Here is a 21,834-nt window from a genome sequence, read left to right on the forward strand (position 1 = left end):
ATCAGTGCTCGCGGGGGACCGATCCGCGTCGGGTCTCGGCCTGGAGGAAGCGGAAGTCGCAGCCCTCCTCGGCCTGGGTGACCTGTTCCAGATAGAGCCGCCGGTAACCCCGCCCGCTGCCCGACGGCGGCGTCGGGATCTCGGTCGGCGCGGCGGCGCGGCGGCGAAGCTCCTCGTCGGACACCTCGAGTTCCACGATCCGGTCGGCGACGCTGAGTCGGATCGTGTCGCCGTCGCGGACGTGCTTCAGCGGCCCGCCGATCGCGGCCTCCGGCGACACGTGCAGCACGATCGTGCCGCCCGCCGTGCCGGACATACGGCCGTCGGAGATGCGCACCATGTCCTTGACGCCTCGGCGCGCGAGCTTGCGGGGAATCGGGATGTAGCCCGCCTCCGGCATGCCGGGGGCACCCACCGGGCCGATGTTCTTCAGCACGAGGACGTCGTCCGGCTCGACGTCGAGATCCTCGCCGTCGATGCGCAGCGCCATGTCCTTCGAGTTCTCGAAGACGACCGCGCGGCCGCGATGCTCGAGCAGGTTCTGGTCGGCGGCGGCCTGCTTGATGACGGCGCCTGCGGGCGCGAGATTGCCGCGCAGCACGGCGATGCTTCCCGAGGGGTAGATCGGGTCGGTACGCGGTCGGATGACCTCCTGCGGGAACGGCGCGGGCGCGGCGGCCAGCTCCTCGCCGATCGTGCGGCCGGTGATGGTGGGTGCGTCCAGGTTGAGCAGGTCGCGCAGCTCGGCGAGCAGCCGAGGCACGCCGCCCGCCTTGTGCAGGTCCTCCATGTAGTGGGTGCCTGCGGGTTTGAGGTTGACCAGGACCGGGGTCTGCCTGCTCATCGCGTCGAAGCGGTCCAGGTCGAGGGTGAAGCCGAGCCTGCCCGCCACGGCGGCCAGATGCACGATGCCGTTGGTGGAGCCGCCCACGGCGAGCAGGACGCGCAGGGCGTTCTCGAAGGCCTCCTCGGTGAGGATCTTGTCGATCGTGAGGTTCTCCTCGGCGATCTCGGTGGCGCGTCGGCCGGTGAGTTCGGCGATGCGCATCCGGTCGGCCGTGACGGCGGGCGGTGTGGCGCTGCCGGGCAGGGCGACGCCTGCGGCCTCGGCGATGCAGGCCATCGTGCTCGCCGTGCCCGCGACGGAGCAGGTGCCCACACTGCCGACCAGGCTCGGGTTGACCTCGGCGATCTCCGCGTCGTCGATCTCGCCGCCTCGGTACTTCCCCCAGAAGCCTCGGCAGTCGGTGCAGGCGCCGACCCTGGTGCCGCGATGCGATCCGGTGAGCATCGATCCGGTGACCAGGGTGATGGCGGGCAGTCCCGCGGAGGCCGCGCCCATGAGTTGGGCGGGCACCGTCTTGTCACAGCCGCCGATGAGGACGACGGAGTCGACCGGGAGGGCGCGGAGCATCTCCTCGGTGTCCATCGACATGAGGTTGCGCAGGTACATGCTGGTGGGCTGCGAGAAGCTCTCGTGCAGCGAGATGGTCGGGAACTCCACCGGCAGCCCGCCCGCGAGCAGCACGCCGCGTTTCACGGCCTCGATGAGCTGGGGCATGTTGCCGTGGCAGGGGTTGAAGCCGCTGCCGGTGTCGACGATGCCGACGACGGTGCGATCCAGCGCGTCGTCGGTGTACCCCGCTCCCTTGATGAAGGCCTTACGCAGGAAGAGCGCGAAATCGGCGTCTCCGTAGTTCGTCAGCTTCCCGCGCAATCCCGCAGGCCCCGGACCGCTACCCGTCATCATTGACCTCATTATCGATAATCTCGCCGATGAAATGCCCGCATGGAACCATGCCTCCGGACGGTGCGCAAGCATCGTGAGAGGCTGATCAGCGTCGGAAGAGCGTGCGATCGATCGAAGGAGGTGCCGGTCAGTGCCAGGTGCGACCTCGCCGAACTCGGCCGTGCCCGATGCCAGGGTCGACCTCGCCGACCTCATGGAGGAGGAGATCGTCCTCGGACTGCGGTACCCGAGGGAACGGCTGGTCGAGGACGAGCTGATGAGCCGGTTCGCGGCGAAGCGGCACGCGGTGCGCCAAGCCCTGCACGACCTGGAGAACCGGGGCCTGGTGGAGCGACGGCCGCACGTGGGCGCGTTCGTCCGGGCCTACACGGCCAAGGACGTGCGCGATCTCTACGACGTGCGCGAACTGCTCGAGGTGCACTGCGCGCGACTCATCGCCCTCCCGGCCGACCCGGCCCGCATCGCGGAGCTGATCGACGTCCAGCGCCGGCATGACACGGCCGTCGAGCACGGCGATCTCCGTGCCGTGGTCAAGGCCAACATGACCTTTCATCAGCTGCTGTTCGCGCTGTCCGACAACGCGGTGCTCGTGGAGGCGATCCGACGGCACGCCCAGATCGCGCACGCCATCCGGTCCGTCACCGTCACCGAGCCGGACTTCCTGCAACGCAGCCGCACCGAACACTGGACGATGATCCGCGCGCTTCAGGATCAGGACTCCGATCTGCTGGCCGAGATGTGCCGAGCGCATCTGCTGCCTTCGCGCGACGCCTACCTGCGGCGCGTCCTGGACATCACCCCCGGTCCGTCGGCAGGCAGGCCGCCGCAGCGCTGACCGGACCTGGCCGGAGCGAGCGAAGGCTTCGGTGCATTCGGCACGGCCGATGAGCGGATTGTCATGATCTTGTTGGACCACGCTGCGTAAGGTCGAGCGATGAACGCCGGATACCTTCGCTCTCCCCACCTGCATGGCGAGCTGATCACCTTCATCGCCGAGGACGACGTCTGGCTGGCGCCGATCGACGGCGGTCGGGCCTGGCGGGTGTCCGCCGACCGCGCTCCCGCAGCAGGCCCGCGCTTCTCGCCGGACGGCTCCCTGCTGGCCTGGACGAGCAGGCTCGACGGCGACAGGCCGGAGGTCCAGGTCGCGCCGACCTCGGGCGGAGCCACCCGCAGGCTCACCTACTGGGGCGGCATGAAGACCTCGGTACGCGGCTGGCTGCCGGGGGAACAGCCCCTGGTCCTAGCGACGACGGAGGTGGGCGAACCCTCCATGCGGCAGACCTGGCTGCACGCCGTGCCGCTGGACGGCGGCCCCGCCGTGCGACTGCCCTACGGACCCGTCGGCGAGATCACCTTCGCTCCCGGAGTGCGGTTCGGTCCGGAACCGGCAGGCGCCACAGGCTCGGAGTCGGTTCCCGGCACCGGTGTCGCGCTCCTGACCGGGGGCGGAGTCCTGCTGTCCTCGGTGCTGGCCAGCGAACCCGCCCGCTGGAAGCGCTATCGCGGCGGGGCGGCGGGCAGGCTGTGGATCGACCGCACCGGCGACGGCGAGTTCGTGCGGCTGCTCCCCGAACTGGCAGGCAGCATCGTCGCTCCACTGTGGATCGGCGACCGGGTCGCGTTCCTCTCCGACCACGAGGGCATCGGCAACGTCTACTCCTGTCTGCCCGAGGGCACCGATCTACGCAGGCACACCCACCACACGGACTTCTACGCGCGCAACGCCACCTCCGACGGCAGCAGGATCGTCTACCAGCACGCGGGCGAGCTGTGGCTGCTCGACTCGCTGGACGGCGAGGCGCGGCGACTGGACGTCCGCACGGGTGGTCCCGCCGCGCAGCTCCGGCCACACCTGATCGACACCGCGCGCGACCTCGGCTCCCTCGCGGTCGACCACACCGGGCGGTCCAGCGTCGTCGAGGTGCGGGGCACCGTGCACCGACTGACCCACCTCGACGGACCCGCGACCGTGCTGGCAGCCGAGCCGGGAACCCGCGCCCGGATTCCCGCCATCCCCGCAGGCGTCGAGTCCGACGGCGTCAGCGCGGTGTGGATCACCGACGCGGACGGCGAGGACGCCATTGAGCTGGCTTCCTCGGCGTCCGAGACTCCCGGCACACCGGGGCGGCGGCTCGCCCACGGCGAGCTGGGCCGGGTGCTGGAGCTGGCCGTCACACCCGACGGCAGCACTGCGGCCGTCGCCGCACACGACGGCAGACTGCTGCTGGTCGACCTGACCGACGGCTCGGTCCGCACACTGACCACCAGCCGGGAGGGCGACGTCTCCGGCCTGGCCTTCTCCCCGGACTCGGACTGGCTGGCCTGGTCGGAGCCCGGCCCGTACCCACTGCGCCGAATCCGTCTCTTCCGCCGCTCCGACAATGAGAACGCCACGATCGTCGACGTCACCGATCTCCGGTTCGTCGACCTCGAACCGGTGTTCACCCTCGACGGCAAGCACCTCGCCTTCCTCTCGCTGCGGACCTTCGATCCCTTCTACGACGAGCACGACTTCGACCTGGCGTTCATCGCCGCCTGCAGGCCCTACCTGGTGCCGCTGTCGGCCCACACCCCCTCGCCGTTCGGCCCGAGCCTGCACGGCAGGGCCGCCGGTCCCGTTCCGGAGGGCGCCGCCGACTCGGCGGAGGTCGACGTGCCGCCCCGCACCGAGGTCGACGTCGCAGGGCTTGCGCAGCGAGTCGTGCCGTTCCCGGTTCGTGCGGGTCAGTACCACTCGTTGGCCGCCGCCAAGGGCGGCCTGCTGTGGATCTCGGAACCGCTCACCGGAACCCTGGGCGACGCGCAGTCGCCGGTGGACGCGCCGACGTCGCGGTCGGAGCTGATCCGCTTCGACCTGGTCCGCAACAAGACGGAGGTCCTCGTCGACGGGGCCGACGACTTCCGCGTCAGCGGCGACGGCACCCGGCTGGTCGTCACCGACGGCCCGGCCACTCGGGTCGTCTCTGCCGAGCGCAAGGTCACCGGAGACGGCACCGGCCCCGACGAGTCCCTCGTGCTGGACCTGGCGCGGCTGCGGGTGGAGGTGACGCCGATCGTCGAGTGGCGGCAGGCCTATGACGAGGCCGCCCGGCTGATGCGCGATCACTTCTGGCGTCGGGACATGGGCGGGGTGGACTGGGCGGCGGTCACCGCACGGTATCGGCCGCTGGTGGACCGCCTCGGCAGCGCGGACGACTTCGTCGACCTGCTGTGGGAGGTCCAGGGCGAGCTGAACACCTCGCACGCCTACGTGCTGCCGAGGGATGCCGAGGGCGACCCGAAGTCTCGACAGGGTCTGCTCGGCGCCGATCTGCGCCGCACGGCCGACGGGCGCTGGCGGATCGAGCGCATCCTGCCCGGCGAGACCTCCGACACGAAGGCCAGGTCGCCGCTGACCGCGCCCGGTGTCGCGGCCCGCCCTGGCGAGCTGCTGCTGGCCGTGAACGGCAGGCCGGTCGACCCGACGACGGGCCCGGCTCCGCTGCTGGTCGGCACGGCCGATCAGCCCGTGGAGCTGCTCATCGGCCCCGCTGAGGACGCGCCGACGGTGGCGGCGGGCAGCGACGAGTCCGCAGCCGAGACGAACCCGTCCGCCGCGCCTCGTCGGGTGGTGGTGGTCCCGGTGAGCGACGAGGAGCCGCTCCGCTATCAGGACTGGGTCGCCCGGCGCCGAGCCCACGTCCGCGCCCTCTCCGGCGGCCGAGTCGGCTACCTGCACGTCCCCGACATGCAGGCCCTCGGCTGGGCGCAACTCTTCCGTGATCTGCGGGTCGAGACGCAGCGCGAGGCGCTGATCGTCGACCTGCGCGAGAACCGGGGCGGCCACACCTCCCAGCTGGTCGTGGAGAAGCTGGCCGGGAAGGTCATCGGCTGGCAGGTCGCCGACGACGGGACCTACGGCTGGACCTACCCGCAGCACGCGCCGAGGGGACCGCTGGTCGCCGTCGCCGACGAGTTCTCCGGCTCCGACGGCGACATCGCCAACGGCGCGATCAAGGCGCTGGGACTCGGGCCGGTGGTCGGTGTCCGAACCTGGGGAGGCACGGTCGGCATCGACATGCGCTACCAGTTGGTCGACGGGACCATGGTCACTCAGCCGAGGTATGCGACCTGGATCGAAGGCCAGGGCTGGGGGATGGAGAACCACGGCGTCGACCCGGACGTCGAGGTCGTTCGAGCTCCCCAGCACTGGGTGCGGGGCGAGGACCCGCAGCTCGACACAGCCGTTCGGATCGCGCTGGAGACCCTCGCCGAGCGACCTGCGGCGGTGCGTCCCGCCCTGCCGCCGATCTGACCGACCCGGACGGCCACGGTCCACGATGCACTTCCCCGGGCGATGTGACGGCGTTCGGGGGAGTGCATTGAACTGTTCGGTCTATTCTCGCCGGATGGTCGACGGGCTACCGTCTCGTGGGTCGTGTGCGAACTTCGGAACAACCCCTGACGGCGGTCGCGCTCGGTCGGCGAACGGAGCCGAGCGCATACCCGCGGCGGACTAGGAGGACGTACTCGTGTCGATCTCGTCGTCTGAGCCGGAACCGTCACCCGAGCCACCCGCCCGGGGGCGCTGGACCCGGTTCGTGGTCGCCGTCGTCGGACTGGCGGTCATCGCCGTCGTGGTCAACATGATGAGCGCTCCCGATCAGGGCGAGGGCGACCGACTCCAGGCCATGGCGCTGGCGATGCCGCGCAACGCGCCGCCGGATCGGGGAGCGGCCGTGCCCGAGGTGGCCCCGGTGGATCATCTGCGGCCCATGCGGCTCGACGAGCGGCCGCAGGAACAGCTCGCCGACTGGGCGGACAGCCTGGCCGACCCGCTCAACATCCCCAGAGCGGCGCTGGAGGCCTACGGGTACGCGGCGGAGGTCGTCCGGATGGAGAACCCCGACTGCGGCATCACGTGGACCGTGCTGGCCGGGATCGGCCTGTCCGAGTCCAATCACGGTCGCTTCGCAGGCGCCACCCTCGACGAGACCGGTCGCCCGTCGACACCGATCATCGGACTTCCGCTGGACGGGAGTCCCGGCGTCAAGGAGATCCGCGACACCGACGGCGGCGAACTGGACGGCGACACCGTCTACGACCGGGCCGTCGGGCCCATGCAGTTCATCCCGACGACCTGGAAGCGCTGGGGCGCCGACGCGGACGGCGACGGCGTGGCCGACCCGCAGGACCTCGACGACGCCGCGCTGACCGCCGCGCGCTACCTCTGCCATGCGGGCGGTGACCTCACGGAGTCGACCGGCTGGTGGCGGGCGGTGCTGACCTACAACGAGAGCCGCAGCTACGCCGAGGGCGTGCTGGCGCAGGGTGAGGAGTACGGCCGGATGAGTCGGGCGGTGCTGTCGAACGACTGAGGAGCGGGCAACATCGGGTCCGTCCGCGGCCGATGCCGAGGCCTCGCCGTGCGGGGTGTCGGTCGGCTGTCCCGCCGGGATCGCGCGCCCGGCGGAGTCGCCGGTGTGGGCTGCCTGTTTTCGGCCGGGCGGGAAATCGGACATCTCCCGGCCACGTAGCCTGAGCACGTGCCCGACATCTGGTCGCAGATCAGAGAGCAGCGGCCGCCCCCTCGTCGGTCCAGATGGCCCGGCCTGATCGGTGGTCTGCTGGTTCTCGGCTTCGTCGGGGGCTTCGTCGCCCTCGGCTTATGGTTCGTCAGCAGCGACCGATTCAACGTCGATCTCGACCTGAATCCCGGCGTGGCAGGCCCGCCCAGAGTGCCGGTGACGCCTGCGCCCGTCGAGCCCAGCGAGTCGGCGCCGCCGCCCGCCGTGGTGCCCGCGCCCGATCTCGCGGCGATCGAGGCGGCTGCCGACGCCGCCGAGACGCCGCAGGCGGCGGAACCGGCCGAGCCCGAGGCAGGCGATCCCGAGAGTGCGCAGGACGGTACGGAACCCTCGCTGGAAGAGCGGGACCCGTTGGGCGCCTGGGCCCGCGACATGGCCACGGTCGTCGACGCTCCGCCGCGTGCGCTGCGGGCCTATGCCAACGCCGAGGCCCGACTGCGGGTCGAACAGCCCGAGTGCGGAATCTCCTGGACCACGCTGGTCGGGATCGGCCGGGTCGAGTCCGATCACGGTCGGTTCGGCGGTTCCCAGCTGGGCGAGGACGGCCGACCGACCATCCCGATCTACGGCGTGCCGCTGGACGGCTCACCCGGCGTGATGGCGATCCCCGACACCGACGGCGGCGCGATGGACGGCGACGACGTCTGGGATCGCGCGATGGGCCCGATGCAGTTCCTGCCCACCACCTGGGAGCTGGTGGGCCGGGATGCCGACGGGGACGGCGTCGCCGACCCGCAGAACATCGACGACGCCGCGCTCTCGGCGGCCACCTACCTCTGCTCGGCCCAGCGCGACCTGACGACCGGAACGGGCTGGTGGGCGGCGGTGCTCACCTACAACAACTCCGTCGACTACGGCAGGCGGGTCTTCGGCCTGGCCGAGACCTACGCGGGTTACCGCCCCGAGGAGCAGGCGGAGTCGTGACGTCGCAGGCGGTGGGGGCGGCCGGTCGCGCCCACGCGCGTGATCGCGTCCTCTCCGGGCCGCGATGCTCCTGTGGCTGGTGTGCTCCCCGTGCCTGCGGGGGCGACTCCGGTCGGCTTCGGCTCGGCGCGGACGACTTCGTGTCGCCGTCTCTCGTCGGGGCCGGTCGGGTCAGGCGTGGGCGGTGGCTTTCCGTAACCGATCATGTCGGGAATGCCACCGAACGGTCATGTGTCCTGAGTCACGATTGCGTCGCGCTCGGGTGCGGTGCCGCCTGTTGTCACGCCTGGATCTGCTCGCGTCGAGATTCGGACATATCGGTCGCGACGTAGCCTTGCCTCGTGTCCGACTTCAGGTCGTCGCTCAGGGAGAACGGGCTGCTGTCTCATCCATTGAGATGGGCGGTCCTGGTCAGTGGGCTGTTCGTCCTCGTCATCGTCGGGGGCTTCTTCGCGGTCGCTCTCTGGTCCATCGGCGAGCGAGTCGCCCGCGAACCCGAACCCGAACCCGAGCTCGGTCAGGAACAGCGTCCGGTGGAACCGCCCCCCAGGGTTCCGGTGGACCCGGCGCCCGTCGAGCCGGACGTGGCCGCGCCGCCGCCCGCCCTGATGCCCGCCCCCGATCTCGAGGCGATCGGCGCAGGCGGCGACGGACCGGGCGACTCTCCCCCGGAGACGGCCGATCCCGAGGCGGTCGAGTTGGGCCTCTCCGACAGTGATGTCGCCATGCGGGCGTCGACGGACCCGTTGGACGTGTGGGCCCGGGAGATGGCCACGGTCGTCGACGCCCCGCCCCTGGCGCTGCGGGCCTATGCGAACGCCGAGTCCCGCCTCCGGGCGGAGCAGCCCGCGTGCGGCATCTCCTGGACGATGCTGATCGGGATCGGCCGAGTCGAGTCCGACCACGGCCGGTTCGCAGGCGCCGAACTCGGCAATGACAGCCGACCGAGCATCCCGATCTACGGGGTGCCGCTGGACGGCTCGTCCGGCGTGCTGGCGATTCCCGACACCGACGGCGGCGAGCTGGACGGCGACGACGTCTGGGACCGCGCGATGGGTCCGATGCAGTTCCTGCCCGAGACCTGGGAGCTGTTCGGCCGCGATGCCGACGGGGACGGCGTCGCCGACCCGCAGCGGCTCGACGACGCCGCGCTCTCGGCGGCCACCTACCTCTGTGCCGCGGATCGCGACCTGACCAGTGGGCCGGGCTGGTGGTCGGCGGTGTTCTCCTACAACAACTCGGTGGACTACGGCCAGCGGGTCTTCGGCCTGGCCGAGACCTACGCGGGCTACGTCCCCGAGGAGCCGTGACGGGCGTGCTCCGGTCGCCCTCTCGGCGATCCGGCCGGGAGTCGTGACCTGGAGCACGTGGTCGATACTGGCCGTCACGGCACAGGAACATGCAGGTCAGGAAGTATCGGCCCCGCGCATGCGGGGATGGCTCCAGCGGGGAGGCGAACGGGCCGACGATGGTGCATCGGCCCCGCGCATGCGAGGGCGGCTCCTGGCCGATCAACTGCGCGAACCTGGCGAGCGCATCGGCCCCGCGCCCGTAGGGACGGCCCCAGGATGGTGATGCCGTCGAGCACGGCGAAGGCATCGGCAACCCACACTCGGGCGGCTCACGGCGGCTGACCGCCCTTCGTCGTTGATCACCTCTTCGTTCGTACGACGAGGGGCTCTGGCCGTCAAGGGACTCATAAGCCCCTGGCCGAACCGGCCCTCTTCCTACGAAACGGCCTGCTGACAGCGCCGCACCGCCGCTGCCACCCCCGCACGCGGCGGGGGTGACTCGGCGGCGTCTCGACTCGGTGTGTCGTGCGGTGAGGCAGGATCCGCTCCAGTGCAGGCGGCCTGTCGACCGCCGTCGAGGAGCGTGCCCGCCGACCTGGCGCTCAGCGGTCCTGGAGGGCCACTCTGGCGCTGACCTCGCCCAGGGCGTCCTGATACTCCGGCGTCGGGTTCATCACGGCCGCCATCCGGATCTGCGCCAGTGCCTCGGTGAGTCTGCCCTGCCGTTGCAGGGTGCGGCCGAGGGCGAGGCGGGCGTAGTGATCGGCGGGATCGAGCTCGATCGCGGTGGTGAAGGCCTCCTCCGCCCGGCGGAACTGGGCGGTGTGCAGGTAGGCCCGGCCTGCGAGAAGCTGGACGCTGTGGGCGGCAGGGTTCTCGGCCAGCACGGGACGCAGCGCGCGCAGCGCCTCCAACGGGCGCCGATCGGCGAGCAGCGCCTCGGCCCGGCGGAAGGCGTCGAAGATGTCCTCGCTACTCATGGTCGACTCAACGCTACGCGGCACGAAGCTGTTCCACCTCCGCCATCCGGCTGGCCTGGGCCGGCCCGCTGGTCACCCGGAGTGGTCTGCCGCCGCCCGCACGGGGCTAGGCGCACCCGTCACCGAGCCGACACGGGTACGACGGGGACCGACGGCGGCCCGCCGCGCCGACCCCGACCGCCGCCCGTTCGACGGCGTGTCGGCGGTCGGCGCGGCGGGCCTGCCGACCAGCGGGCACACTTGATCGATCACCCGGCCCGGACCTGCGCCGAAGGGGCGCTGTGACGGGGGAGACGCCTGCCTTCGGCAGGGCCGGTCCACTCGCGGGCTAGGCTCGACGCCGATCAGTTTCACTCAGGGTGAGGAGCACAGGTGGCAGTCATCGAACAGGTCGGCGCCCGAGAGATCCTCGACTCGCGCGGCAACCCCACCGTCGAGGTCGAGGTCGCACTGGACGACGGCACGGTGGCCCGTGCGGCGGTGCCCTCCGGCGCCTCCACCGGAGAGCACGAGGCGGTCGAGCTCCGCGACGGCGACAAGGACCGGTACAACGGCAAGGGCGTCGAGAAGGCCGTCACGGCGGTGCTCGACGAGATCGGCCCGGAGCTGACCGGCATCGAGGCCATGGAGCAGCGGATCGTCGACCAGAAGCTCATCGACCTGGACGGCACCCCCGCCAAGTCGCGGCTCGGCGCCAACGCCACGCTCGGCGTCTCGCTGGCGGTGGCCAAGGCGGCGGCGGACTCCAGCGGTCTGGAGCTGTTCCGCTACGTCGGCGGCCCGAACGCGCACCTGCTTCCGGTGCCGATGTTCAACATCGTCAACGGCGGTGCCCACGCCGACAACGACGTGGACATCCAGGAGTTCATGATCGCGCCGATCGGCGCGGAGTCCTTCCGTGAGGCGCTGCGCTGGGGCGCGGAGGTCTACCACTCGCTGAAGTCGGTGCTCAAGAGCAAGCAGCTGGCCACCGGACTCGGTGACGAGGGCGGGTTCGCCCCTGACCTCGGCAGCAACCGCGAGGCGCTGGACCTGATCACCACGGCGATCGAGAAGGCGGGCTACCGGCCGGGCCGGGACGTCGTCCTCGCCCTGGACGTCGCCGCCACCGAGCTGTACTCCGAGGGCTCTTACACCTTCGAGAAGCGCACGCTCTCCGCCGAGGAGCTGTCGAGCTACTACGCCGAGCTGGTCGCCGCCTACCCGCTGGTGTCGATCGAGGACCCGCTGTCCGAGGACGACTGGGAGGGCTGGACCCACCTGACCGCCCAGATCGGCGACAAGGTGCAGATCCTCGGCGACGACCTCTTCGTCACCAACCCGGAGCGCCTGGCGCGCGGCATCGACGAGAGCGCGGCCAACGCGATGCTGGTCAAGGTGAACCAGATCGGCACGCTCACCGAGACGCTCGACGCGGTGGGTCTGGCTCACTCCAACGGGTTCAAGACGATGATGAGCCACCGGTCCGGCGAGACCGAGGACACCACCATCGCCGACCTCGCGGTGGCCGTCGGCAGCGGCCAGATCAAGACCGGCGCCCCCGCCCGCAGCGAGCGGGTCGCCAAGTACAACCAGCTCCTGCGGATCGAAGAGGCGTTGGGCGACGCCGCGCGGTACGCCGGAGAACTTGCCTTCCCCCGCTTCACTCCGGGAGCCTGAGGCATGGCCAGGCGCGAGCGGGACCGACCGCGTGGGCGAGGCGAGTCCCCTCCCGCTCGGTCGGCCGATCGCGCCCGGCGCACCACCAGGAACAGACAGGTGAACATCGCCAGCACCCTGCGCCGCCGGGTCCGCCGCCGCGTGAGCAGGCGTACCGGCACCGGCGGCGCCTTCGGGCTCGCCTCGACCCGGCGCGCGGCGATCCTCGCGCTGGTGGTGTGCGCGCTGGCGCTGAGCGTTGCGGTGCCGCTGCGCACCTACTTCACCCAGCAGGCCGAGATGACCGAGGCGGCGGAGCTGCGCGGCAGGCTGGAGCAGGAACGCGGGGAGCTGGAGCAGCGACGCGACCAGCTCTCCGATCCCGCACACATCGAGGCGGAGGCACGGCGGCGGCTGCGATACGTCCGGCCCGGCGAGACGCCGTACATCGTGCAGCTCCCCGCCGAACAGCGAGAACAGGCGGCGGACTCCGCCGATCAACAACCGGAGCAACAGGACGCCCCCTGGTTCGCCAGGCTGTGGCGTTCCATCACGGGAGGCGAGGAATGAGCGTCGGATCATCGGTGCCGGGCGCGACGCGGGCCACGGACGGCGATCGTGCCGCCGTCGCCGCTCAGCTCGGCAGGTCGCCGCGTGGGCTGCTGTCGGTGGCCGCCCGCTGCCCCAGCGGGCATCCGGCGGTTGTGCTGACCAGCCCTCGCCTCGAGGACGGCAGCCCGTTCCCGACGCTCTACTACCTGACCTGTCCGCGACTCACCGGCCTCGCCAGCACCCTGGAGACCTCGGGGTTGATGCGGGAGATGACCGAGCGCCTCGATGCGGACCCGGAGCTGGCCGCCGCATATCAGCGGGCGCACGAGTCCTATCTGGCACAGCGCGACGCGATCGAGCCGTTGGGCACCGAGGTGAGCGCGGGCGGGATGCCGACGCGGGTCAAGTGCCTGCACGTGCACCTGGCTCACCGGCTCGCCGTGGGTCCGGGCGTGAATCCGTTCGGCGACGAGGTACTGGACCGGCTGGCCGAATCGTGGCCCGCAGGCGACTGCGCCGGGCCTGCCGACGGCCGGGACTCCGCCGCACCCTGATCACGGCTGCATCGTGGGCGTTGTTCCACTGTGATCATCGTTTCACGGTGATCGTGCTGCACCGAGCCCGTGCTTCACTGTGTGTGCGCTTCACCGGGAGCAGACGATTCCGGCGGTGAGATGGGTTCGTCCGAGCAGGAGCACGGGGCCGGTGGACAGGGCGGTGCCACTTTCGTCCATCGGGGCGGATGTTCGCCTCCGGTAGGCCGGTTCTTCCGCCGAAGGTTGAGAACCTCGGCCCGGTGAGCTGAAATACTCGGTGTCTTCGGTGATCGGCTCGGCGCGCGAGGAAGGTGCAGTCCTGGTGACAATCCCGGCGCAGCAGGCTTACGACGACTCGACCCGCACCTGGTGGCGATCGCAGCGGAGGTCGAGTCGCAAGGTCGCCTCGGCGGCCGTCCTGTTCGCCGTGATGTTGTTGCCTGCGACGCTCGGCGCCGTCGAGTCCTCGCCGGTGTTCCCCCGGCAGGACAGTGACGTCGCGGAACTCGCACTGTCCGATACGGACAGTCTGATCAACCTGTTACGCCACCGCGACGACGACGGCGGCGGTTACGGGGTCGGCGGCCGTCTCCCGGGCGGCACTCAGATCAGCCCGGAGTACAGCCAGGCTTCCTCCGGACCGGGATCGCGTGACGACGACGACAGCTCGGTGATCGGGCCCGGCGCGAACGCGCGAGGCATCCCCGGCGTCGTCCTGGAGGCCTACCTCGCGGCCGAGGACACCCTCGCCGAGACGATGCCCGGCTGCGGCATCGAGTGGTCGCTGCTGGCCGGGATCGGCCGGATCGAGTCCAATCACGCACGGCACGGGATGGTGGACGCCGAAGGCACGACGCTGTCGCCGATCATCGGACTCCAGCTCAACGGCGGCCCCGGCGTCGCAGCCATCCGCGACACCGACGGCGGCAGGCTCGACGGCGACACCGTATGGGATCGCGCGGTGGGGCCGATGCAGTTCATCCCCTCCACCTGGGCGGGCTACGCCTCCGACGGCAACGGCGACGGGGTGTCCGACCCGCACAACGTGTTCGACGCGTCGCTGGCCGCAGGTCGGTACCTGTGCTCCGGCGGCCTGAACCTCCGCGACCCCGCTCAGCTGCGCACGGCGATCTTCCGCTACAACCGGTCGGACGTGTATGTGGGCAACGTCCTCTACTGGGCACGGGCCTATGCCGACGGCGTGAACCCGCTGGAGAACGTCACGCCGCCCTCGGGCGGATCGGACGGGGGATCGAACTCGAACCCCAACCCGCCGCAGAACGGACCGGACGCGCCGAACCAGCCGCCCGCGCCGCCGAACCCGCCCGAGCCCCCGAACCCGCCTCGGCCGCCCTCGTCGCCGGAGCCGCCGCCGTCCTCGTCCGACGAGCCTCGGCCGCCGACGACCACCTCGCCACAGCCGCCGTGGACGCCCGAGCCGCCCGAGCCGACGGACCCCACGGACCCGACCGAGCCCACGGACCCGCCGGACCCGACTGACCCGCCGGACCCGACTGACCCGCCGGACCCGACCGAGCCGTGTGAGCCGCCGGTCACTGATCCGGAGGACCCCGAGAGCCCGGAGAACCCCGAGGACTCCGCCGAGACCACCGAGCCGCCCGCGCCGGGTGACCCGTGCGTGCCGTGCGACCCGGAGGAGCCCGGCGAGTCCGAGGGCACCGACTCGGCGGAGTCGAGCACCGAGGAGTCGACGGAACCGCCTGAGGAGTGCGAGCCCACCGAGCCGCCGTCCGAGCCCGGCTCGGACTCGGCCCCCCAGGGGTCCGTCGCGGGCACGGTGTCCTCGGCGTCCCGCAAGACCATGTCCCGTTCGGAGCGCGGCTGACGATCCGCCGGGTAGCGCTGTGACCGTCGGAGCCGACACCGGCTCCGACGGCGCCGGGCCGGGCACCGACGCAGGCGGCACGCGGCCGAGCGGTGCATTTCAGGGCCGGAGCGGCTCGGCCGTGTCGCCTGGCGGGCCCGGCAGCGCCCTGCGCCTGTCCGCCCGTGTGTGCCTGCCGCCGTTCGTCCCGTCGTCACCCGACGCCGGTGCGAGGCGCCCGGTCGAGCCCGGGTGGCGCGCCCGCGAGGCCGCGCCGACGCCACGACGGTCCGGGAGACGGCAGCCTTCGTCCGAGCCCCGGCCCGGCACCGCGACGGCGGCGCCCGTTCCCGGTGCGACGGCGGCGGCGAGACCTGCCCGACGGCGTTCGCAGGCCCGGTCCCAGCCGTCACCGAGCCTTCAGCAAGGCTCGGTGACGTGAGCGCCGAGCCTCGAGCCCGTGCTCAGCCCTCGGCGATGGACAGGGCGATGCCGTCGAGGATGTCGTGCTCGCTCACGGTCAGGCGGTCGACGCCGGAACGCGCGGCGATCTCCTCGGCCAGGGTCGCCACCACGATCGCCCCGCCCGCGATGACGTCGACGCGGCCCGGATGCATCGAGGGCACGGCGGCGCGTTCGTCATGGGTGGCCGACACGAGGTCGGTGGTGGTCCGCTCGATCTGCGCGGCGGACAGCTCGGAGAGGTGAATGCGCGCCGGGTCGTACTCGTCGAGATCCTGGGCTATCGCGGACAGCGTCGTCACCGTGCCCGCGACGCCGACCCAGGTGCGGGCGTCCCGGACGTCGACGCTGTCGAAGGCCTCGGCCAGCGTCGCGGCGGCGACTCGACGCGCCTCGGCGACCTCTGATTCGGCAGGCGGATCGGAGTGCAGACACCGCTCGGTGAGTCGCACACAGCCGACGTCGACCGATCGCGCGGCGATGACGTCGGCGCGGACGCCGTCCCAGGTCCCGTAGACCAGCTCGGTCGAGCCGCCGCCGACGTCGGCCACCACGAACGGCCCCTGCTCGGCGGCCAGATCGCCGACCGCTCCGACGAAGGACAGCCGGGCCTCCTCGTCGCCGGAGATCACCTCGGCGTCCACTCCGAGGGTCTCGCGCACCATCGAGAAGAAGTCCTCCCGATTGGCGGCGTCGCGGGTCGCCGAGGTGGCCGTCATCCGCACCCGGTCGACGCCGGAGTCGCGAATCCACTCGGCGTACTCGGCCAGCGCCACCCTGGTCCGCTCGACGGCCTCCGGTGCGAGTCGGCCGGTCGCGTCGACACCCTGGCCGAGTCGGACGATGCGCATCTCACGGCGCACGTCTCGCAGCATCGTGCGGCCTGTCTCGCTCCGCGTCACGTCCGCGATCAGCAGTCGGATCGAGTTGGTACCGCAGTCGATCGCAGCGACCCGAGCCATCGCGGGCTCCTCCCTCGTCGGTTCACGTCCGTGACAGTGTCTCCTGACGCGCCGCGCCGCCCGCGCCGGGGAGCCGCGCCCGAGACGCCGGGCCGGTGGTGCCGTACGGACGCCCGACGCAGGCCGGGCCGACCCGGACCAGCCAGGTCCGGGTCGGCGGTCCGTCGGGTGCAGCGCGGTCAGCGCGTGACGAACTCCGCGAGGTCGGCGGACTGCGCGATCCGACTCGGCTCGTGGACGTACATCATGTGGCCCGCCTCGTAGTAGCGGAACTCGATGTTGTCCTGCAGCTCGGCCGGGATCTCCAGGTGCGCGAAGACGTGTTCGGCGGCGAAGTACGGCGTCGCCCCGTCGTGATAACCGTTCGCGACGTGCACCCGCAGGTGCGGGTTGGTGCGCATCGCGGCGGAGAGCCGGGGTGCCACGGTGACGAACGAGCCCTCGAAATCCGAGTACGACCAGGGCTGGACCCGGCGGGTGAGGATCTCGTAGGGCAGGTCGTTCTCGTAGCCGAGATCGGCGCGCAGGTAGTGGTTCAGCGCCGCGCCGTACGGGCCCACGATCGCGTTCATGCTCGGGTCGGCGCTGAACAGCTCGCCGCCGGAGTCCGGCTCCCAGCCGACGAACCGGCCGTCGAGCCTGCCCACCACCTGACGTCGGTGTCGCAGCAGCTCCGTGAAGAACCGGACATGCTCGATCCGCAGGTTCACCCGGTCCACGTAGTCCTCGCTCAGCCCGGTGAGGCCTGCGATCCGTCGGACCGCCTCCGCCCGCTCCTCCTCGCTGAGCCGGGCGCCTCTGGCCAGGGCCCACGGGTAGTCGCGCTCGGCGTAGTCCTCGGCCTCGGCGACGACCTCGGACAGGGGGCGGTCGCCGTGCAGGCCGTGGTAGTGCGCGATGGCCGCATAGGTGGGCAGGAACAGCGGGTAGGGCTGGTCGTTGCCCGGCTGGAAGCGGATGGTGCCCATGTCCAGGACCGTGGAGATCAGCAGCAGCCCGTTGAGGTACATGCCGTAGCGGGACTGGAGGTGATCGGCGAGCGCGGCGGCCCGCAGCGTGCCGTAGGACTCGCCCGCCAGGTACTTCGGCGACATCCAGCGCTTGTTGCGGGTGGTCCACAGGCGGATCACCTCGGCGACGGCCTCCAGGTCGCCCTGGAAGCCGTGGTATTCGCTGGGCTTGCCGCCCTTGATCGCGCGGGAGAAACCGGTGGACACCGGGTCGATGAACACCAGGTCGCTGTGCGCCAGCAGCGACTCCGGGTTGTCGGCCAGGCCGTAGGGCGGGGGCGCCAGCTCGCCCGCGTCGCCCATGACGACCTTCTTCGGGCCGAGGACGCCCAGGTGGAGCCACACGCTGGAGGAGCCGGGACCGCCGTTGAACGCGAAGGTGATCGGCCGGTCGGCGGGCTGCTCGCCGTCGAGGGTGTACGCCGTGACGAACACCTCCGCCTTGGCCTGGTGGCCGTCGAACTTCCCGTCGGTGTGCACCTCTTCGCGCAGCACGATCCGGCCTGCCGTCGCGGTGTAGGCCAGCTCGGTGCCGTCCACGGCGAGCGTGTGGCTGGTGGTGACCAGGTCGTCGGTCGGCTCGGCGGGGGTCGAGGCCGTTGCCTCTGGGCCTGCCTCGACGTCGTGGGCTGTCTCCTTCTTCGCCATGGCGGCAGCCTACGGAGCAATGGTTAGCAAGCCAAAGGGTAATGTCCGGGCTCGGCCAGCGGATGATCTCCGGGAGGCGAGTGGGGACCTCCTCGCTCGTATCGGCAGGTCGGGCTCTCGGAGGTCTGCGCTGGGAGGAGTCGCGCCATGTGGGAGTCCGGACGAGGCTCGCGGAATGATCGACCGGGATCGAGGCCGTTGTCCTGGGCCGCTGCCGTGACGGGTCTCGGGCATGCGGCCTTCAGCGTCTACTGGGGGCTGGGCGGCACGTGGCTGCTGGACACCGTCGCAGGCGGTGCGGCGGTTCCCACCGAGGCGAACAGCGCCTTCCTCGCCCTCCTCGTCTGGGCGGCCGCGCTGATCAAGATCGGCGTCGCCGTGGCACCCCTGGTCCTGCTGTACGTTGAGCTGCCCGGACTGCTGCGGCGTGTGGGACGTCTGCTCAGCTGGGTCGCCTGCACGGTGCTCACGCTCTACGGCGCAGTCTTCACCGGTGCCGCCCTGCTGGTCCTCGGCGGAGTGATTCCCGCAGGCCCGGAGGTCGATCGGACGGCGCTCGCCTGGCACGGCCTGCTCTGGGACCCGTGGTTCCTCGGGTGGGGCGTGCTGCTGGGGGCGGCCCTGTGGCGGACGAGGGGAGAGCGGGCCGCCGTCTGACGAAACCCCGAGGACGGCGGACGCACTGCCGACACCCCGGCGGACCCGCGATGATGCCGGGATGAGTCGAATGCGACCCGGCAGACTCGCACCCGGCGTGACCAGCCGCGCGGAGCTGGACGAGCTGGTGGTGCGGTGCGATGCCTGCCCGCGCCTGGTGGCCTGGCGAGAACAGGTGGCGCGGGATCGACGTCGGGCCTACGCCGACCAGACCTATTGGGGCAGGCCGGTGCCGGGCTTCGGGGTCGACGACGCGTCGCTGGCGATCGTGGGCCTCGCCCCGGCCGCCCACGGCGGCAATCGCACCGGACGGATGTTCACCGGCGACCGTGCTGGTGACGTCCTCTACGCCGCCATGCACGAGGTCGGACTCGCCTCCGCGCCGGTCTCCACGGCCCGCGACGACGACCTGCGGTTGATCGGCACCCGGATCACCGCCCCGGTGCACTGCGCACCGCCCGACAACAGGCCGACGCCGGAGGAACGTGATCGATGCGGGTCGTGGCTGCGCCGAGAGCTGGAGCTGCTGCGGCCGACCCTGCGCGTCGTCGTGGCGCTGGGCGGCTTCGCCTGGCAGGCCGTGGTCCCGATCCTGGCTGCCACGGGCTGGCGGGTGCCGGTGCCTCGCCCGAAGTTCGGCCACGGCGTGCGCGTCGTCCTGCCCGCCCGGGACGACGGGCCCGACCTCACGGTCTTCGGCTGTTTCCATGTCAGCCAGCAGAACACCTTCACCGGCAGGCTGACCCCGGCGATGCTGCGGACGGTGCTCGCGGCGGCGGGACAGGCCGCCGGACTGCCGACGACGGCCCGGTAGATCGGCTTCGGAGCCTGGGGCGAGGGCCGCCGGGTTCGGCCGACGGCGCGGCGAGCTCAGGGGACGGCGGTGATCGCCGACGGCGGTGACGGGGACGCCGCCAGGTCGAGACCGCTGCCTGCCGCGCCGAGTCCCGATCTCGTCGCGACCGATCTCGTCCCGCTGCTCGTACTCCCGGCCACGAGGCAGGCGGCTCGCCTCGATGACCCCCGCGTCGGCCCCGCGCGAGGCCGACGCGTCAGTCGACGGACGGCGGCGTGCGGGCCGCCTCGACCCGGCGAGCCCACCGTCGAGCCGATTCCGGCCAGTCGGCGGGCGGACGATGCCGGACGTCGGCGACCAGCGCGCCGAGACCGACCGTACCCAGCCTGGTGTCCACGACGGTCGCGTCCGGCCGGAGCGCGGGCTCCAGCCCCACCCCGTCCAACGCCTCGGCCGCCAGCGGCAGCAGCCGCTCCTGCCCGGCCGCGCCGAGCGCGGACCAGTCCGCGATCTCCTCGTTGCCGGTGGCCGCCCGGAGTACGGGCGGATCGGGGTCGGGGTGCTCGGCGAGGTAGGCGTCATGCGGACGGCGCAGCTGCGTCGAGAGGAAGACGATCGCGATCGAGCTGACCGCGAGTCCGCCGCCGATGATCGCCGTGAGCGTCGAGCCCAGCCACCACCCGATGAGCAGGGTGACGAGCCCGGCGCCGCACTCGCAGCCCGCGATGACGCGAAGAATGCGCGGGCCGCGCAGGTATTCCGGATCACCCGGCAACGCTGGGCTCACCACTGCCCCCTTCGAGGTCTTCGTGCTGCCGCTCGGGTCGTCCCGCCTGCGGCCGTGCCGCCGATCATGCCGGAGAAGTCCGTGGTCGGGCGATAGAGTGACGAGATCCGTTCGACGATCGGAGTCCTGATCCGAGCTCGCCTAGTCCTGCTGATCTCGGCCGTCATCCTCGTACTGGTGGCCATGGCGGCGGCACGGGGCCGCAGCGGGATTCCGCACAGCGGCGGCGGGCTCGTGACGGCGGCGACGACCACCCCGGCACCGGCCTCCGCGCGGCCGAACGCCGACGAGGTCTCGCCGCGCCCGGAGCCGAACGAGTGGATCGGTGCTGGCTTCGGTCTGTTCCTGTTGGTGATCCTCGCCCTGGTGATCGTCGGTCTCGTCGGCATCCTGCTCGCCTTCCGCCTGCCCGAACGGAGACTTCGGGGCCGCGGTGCGCGTCGGCAGGCGGAGGGCGACGACGTGTCGCCCGCCGCCGGGGCTGCGTCGGCGACCGGTGCCCACGCGGCGCTGCGTGTCCTGGACGCACCGGCCGCGGGCTCGCCGGGCGATCGCGTGATCGAGGCCTGGCGGGTCTTCGAGCAGACGGCCGCCGAGGCGGGGACCCGACGGCTGGCCCCGCAGACGCCCACCGAGTTCGCCGCCGAGCTGGTCTCGGCTCGTGCGCTGCCCGCCGAGCCGGTCGCCGAACTGCGGACGCTCTACCACCGCGCTCGATTCGACCCGGCGTATCGGACCTCGGACGAGGACGTCGCCAGGGCTCGCGCGGCGCTGGCCGCACTGGCGGCGGCGCTGGACGACGCCGATCCGAAGCCTGCGCATCTCGGCGGGGGTCGCCCGTGAGCCCGAGAGTGACCCTGGCGGCAGGCCTGCTGATCCTGGCGGCGGCGACGGTTCTGCTGGTGATGATCGCGGGCATCCCCGTCGGCTGGGCCGTCGCGGTCGCGTTGCCGCCGCTGTGCTGGCTGCTGCTGAGCCTGCGGGTCGGGCGGACCGCCGAGGCGGTGTGGCAGCCCGCGCACTCCGATGAGGACTCTCCTCGGTTCGTGCAGGCCGCCACCCTGGCAGGCCGGTTCGCGGAGGCCTCGGCCGATCAGCGCCGCTTTCGCACGAGACTCCAGCCCCGGCTGCGCGCGGTGGTGCTCACCGCGCTGCGGGGACGTCGGGAGACGGCGGGCGTGACCGATCTCGACGACCCGAGGGCGATCGCCGCCCTCGATCCCCGGCTGCATCGCCTGCTCACCGACCCCGCCGCCCCGCTTCCCCCGCCTCGGGTGCTGACCGAGCTGCTCGCCGAGCTGGACGAGGATCGCCGACGGACGGCCGGGAGAGCCGGGGGCCGCCGTGCCGAGGGCGAGGGCACGACGTGGTGGCCGAACACCGCGCGGGCCCGGCGTCGTGGCCACGCCGTGCGGGCAGGCGCGACCGACGACCGCGGCTGAGAA

Annotated in this window: 18 protein-coding genes; 13 read left to right on the forward strand and 5 right to left on the reverse strand. The window is 71.9% G+C overall.

The features are described from left to right. Window position 1 precedes the first annotated feature (1 nt). Entirely contained in the window at window positions 2-1,750 is a 1,749-nt protein-coding gene (locus UA74_RS03705) for an IlvD/Edd family dehydratase (RefSeq protein WP_157433975.1), read from the reverse strand. 130 nt (window positions 1,751-1,880) lie between these two features. Here UA74_RS03705 and UA74_RS03710 point away from each other — a divergent pair, with 130 nt between their 5' ends. From UA74_RS03710 to UA74_RS03730, 5 genes are all read left to right on the forward strand, one after another. Then, a complete protein-coding gene (locus UA74_RS03710; protein WP_075738933.1) occupies window positions 1,881-2,585 on the forward strand; it encodes a GntR family transcriptional regulator in 705 nt (234 codons plus the stop codon). A 99-nt stretch (window positions 2,586-2,684) separates the two neighbouring features. Next, window positions 2,685-6,047 (forward strand): S41 family peptidase, encoded by a 3,363-nt coding sequence (locus tag UA74_RS03715; RefSeq protein ID WP_075738935.1) that lies wholly within the window; start codon window positions 2,685-2,687, stop codon window positions 6,045-6,047. Between the two features lie 286 nt (window positions 6,048-6,333). After that, complete coding sequence (locus UA74_RS03720) at window positions 6,334-7,110, forward strand: lytic transglycosylase domain-containing protein (protein ID WP_232237615.1); 777 nt, start codon at window positions 6,334-6,336, stop codon at window positions 7,108-7,110. Window positions 7,111-7,278: 168 nt separating this feature from the next. Further along, entirely contained in the window at window positions 7,279-8,244 is a 966-nt protein-coding gene (locus tag UA74_RS33285; RefSeq protein ID WP_232237616.1) for a lytic transglycosylase domain-containing protein, read from the forward strand. A 341-nt stretch (window positions 8,245-8,585) separates the two neighbouring features. Continuing rightward, window positions 8,586-9,554, forward strand: a complete 969-nt coding sequence (locus UA74_RS03730; protein WP_075763811.1) for a lytic transglycosylase domain-containing protein — start codon at window positions 8,586-8,588, stop codon at window positions 9,552-9,554. A gap of 584 nt (window positions 9,555-10,138) precedes the next feature. Here UA74_RS03730 and UA74_RS03735 read toward each other — a convergent pair. Further along, window positions 10,139-10,516: a tetratricopeptide repeat protein gene (locus UA74_RS03735; RefSeq protein WP_075738937.1), complete on the reverse strand. Its 378-nt coding sequence runs from the start codon at window positions 10,514-10,516 to the stop codon at window positions 10,139-10,141. A gap of 372 nt (window positions 10,517-10,888) precedes the next feature. Between UA74_RS03735 and eno the strand changes: the two genes are divergently transcribed. The 4 genes from eno to UA74_RS03755 all read left to right on the forward strand — a co-directional run bounded on the left by eno (window position 10,889) and on the right by UA74_RS03755 (window position 15,088). Then, on the forward strand, window positions 10,889-12,175 hold the full coding sequence (gene eno / locus UA74_RS03740; RefSeq protein ID WP_075738939.1) for a phosphopyruvate hydratase: 1,287 nt from the start codon (window positions 10,889-10,891) through the stop codon (window positions 12,173-12,175). A 99-nt stretch (window positions 12,176-12,274) separates the two neighbouring features. Beyond that, on the forward strand, window positions 12,275-12,724 hold the full coding sequence (locus tag UA74_RS03745; RefSeq protein WP_232237617.1) for an FtsB family cell division protein: 450 nt from the start codon (window positions 12,275-12,277) through the stop codon (window positions 12,722-12,724). Further along, window positions 12,721-13,260 (forward strand): DUF501 domain-containing protein, encoded by a 540-nt coding sequence (locus UA74_RS03750; RefSeq protein WP_075738943.1) that lies wholly within the window; start codon window positions 12,721-12,723, stop codon window positions 13,258-13,260. The genes UA74_RS03745 and UA74_RS03750 overlap by 4 nt, the downstream gene beginning before the upstream one ends. Before the next feature lie 304 nt (window positions 13,261-13,564). After that, on the forward strand, window positions 13,565-15,088 hold the full coding sequence (locus UA74_RS03755; RefSeq protein WP_232237618.1) for a lytic transglycosylase domain-containing protein: 1,524 nt from the start codon (window positions 13,565-13,567) through the stop codon (window positions 15,086-15,088). A gap of 443 nt (window positions 15,089-15,531) precedes the next feature. On the opposite strand, the gene UA74_RS03760 is transcribed toward UA74_RS03755, so the two are convergent. Then, entirely contained in the window at window positions 15,532-16,491 is a 960-nt protein-coding gene (locus UA74_RS03760; RefSeq protein WP_075738947.1) for a Ppx/GppA phosphatase family protein, read from the reverse strand. A 179-nt stretch (window positions 16,492-16,670) separates the two neighbouring features. Continuing rightward, window positions 16,671-18,149 (reverse strand): S10 family peptidase, encoded by a 1,479-nt coding sequence (locus UA74_RS03765; RefSeq protein WP_075738949.1) that lies wholly within the window; start codon window positions 18,147-18,149, stop codon window positions 16,671-16,673. Window positions 18,150-18,296: 147 nt separating this feature from the next. Here UA74_RS03765 and UA74_RS03770 point away from each other — a divergent pair, with 147 nt between their 5' ends. Continuing rightward, window positions 18,297-18,806: a DUF3995 domain-containing protein gene (locus UA74_RS03770; protein ID WP_083682897.1), complete on the forward strand. Its 510-nt coding sequence runs from the start codon at window positions 18,297-18,299 to the stop codon at window positions 18,804-18,806. 61 nt (window positions 18,807-18,867) lie between these two features. Then, window positions 18,868-19,620, forward strand: coding sequence for a uracil-DNA glycosylase (locus UA74_RS03775; protein WP_075738953.1), 753 nt, complete (start codon window positions 18,868-18,870; stop codon window positions 19,618-19,620). A gap of 238 nt (window positions 19,621-19,858) precedes the next feature. On the opposite strand, the gene UA74_RS03780 is transcribed toward UA74_RS03775, so the two are convergent. Continuing rightward, window positions 19,859-20,389, reverse strand: a complete 531-nt coding sequence (locus tag UA74_RS03780; RefSeq protein ID WP_157433976.1) for a hypothetical protein — start codon at window positions 20,387-20,389, stop codon at window positions 19,859-19,861. Window positions 20,390-20,572: 183 nt separating this feature from the next. On the opposite strand from UA74_RS03780, the gene UA74_RS03785 reads away from it, so the two are divergent. Continuing rightward, window positions 20,573-21,232, forward strand: coding sequence for a DUF4129 domain-containing protein (locus tag UA74_RS03785; RefSeq protein ID WP_075738957.1), 660 nt, complete (start codon window positions 20,573-20,575; stop codon window positions 21,230-21,232). Further along, window positions 21,229-21,831, forward strand: coding sequence for a hypothetical protein (locus tag UA74_RS03790; protein WP_075738959.1), 603 nt, complete (start codon window positions 21,229-21,231; stop codon window positions 21,829-21,831). The genes UA74_RS03785 and UA74_RS03790 overlap by 4 nt, the downstream gene beginning before the upstream one ends. Window positions 21,832-21,834: the final 3 nt, after the last annotated feature.

It is taken from the genome of Actinoalloteichus fjordicus (assembly GCF_001941625.1).
In the GTDB taxonomy this organism is placed as follows: domain Bacteria; phylum Actinomycetota; class Actinomycetes; order Mycobacteriales; family Pseudonocardiaceae; genus Actinoalloteichus_A; species Actinoalloteichus_A fjordicus.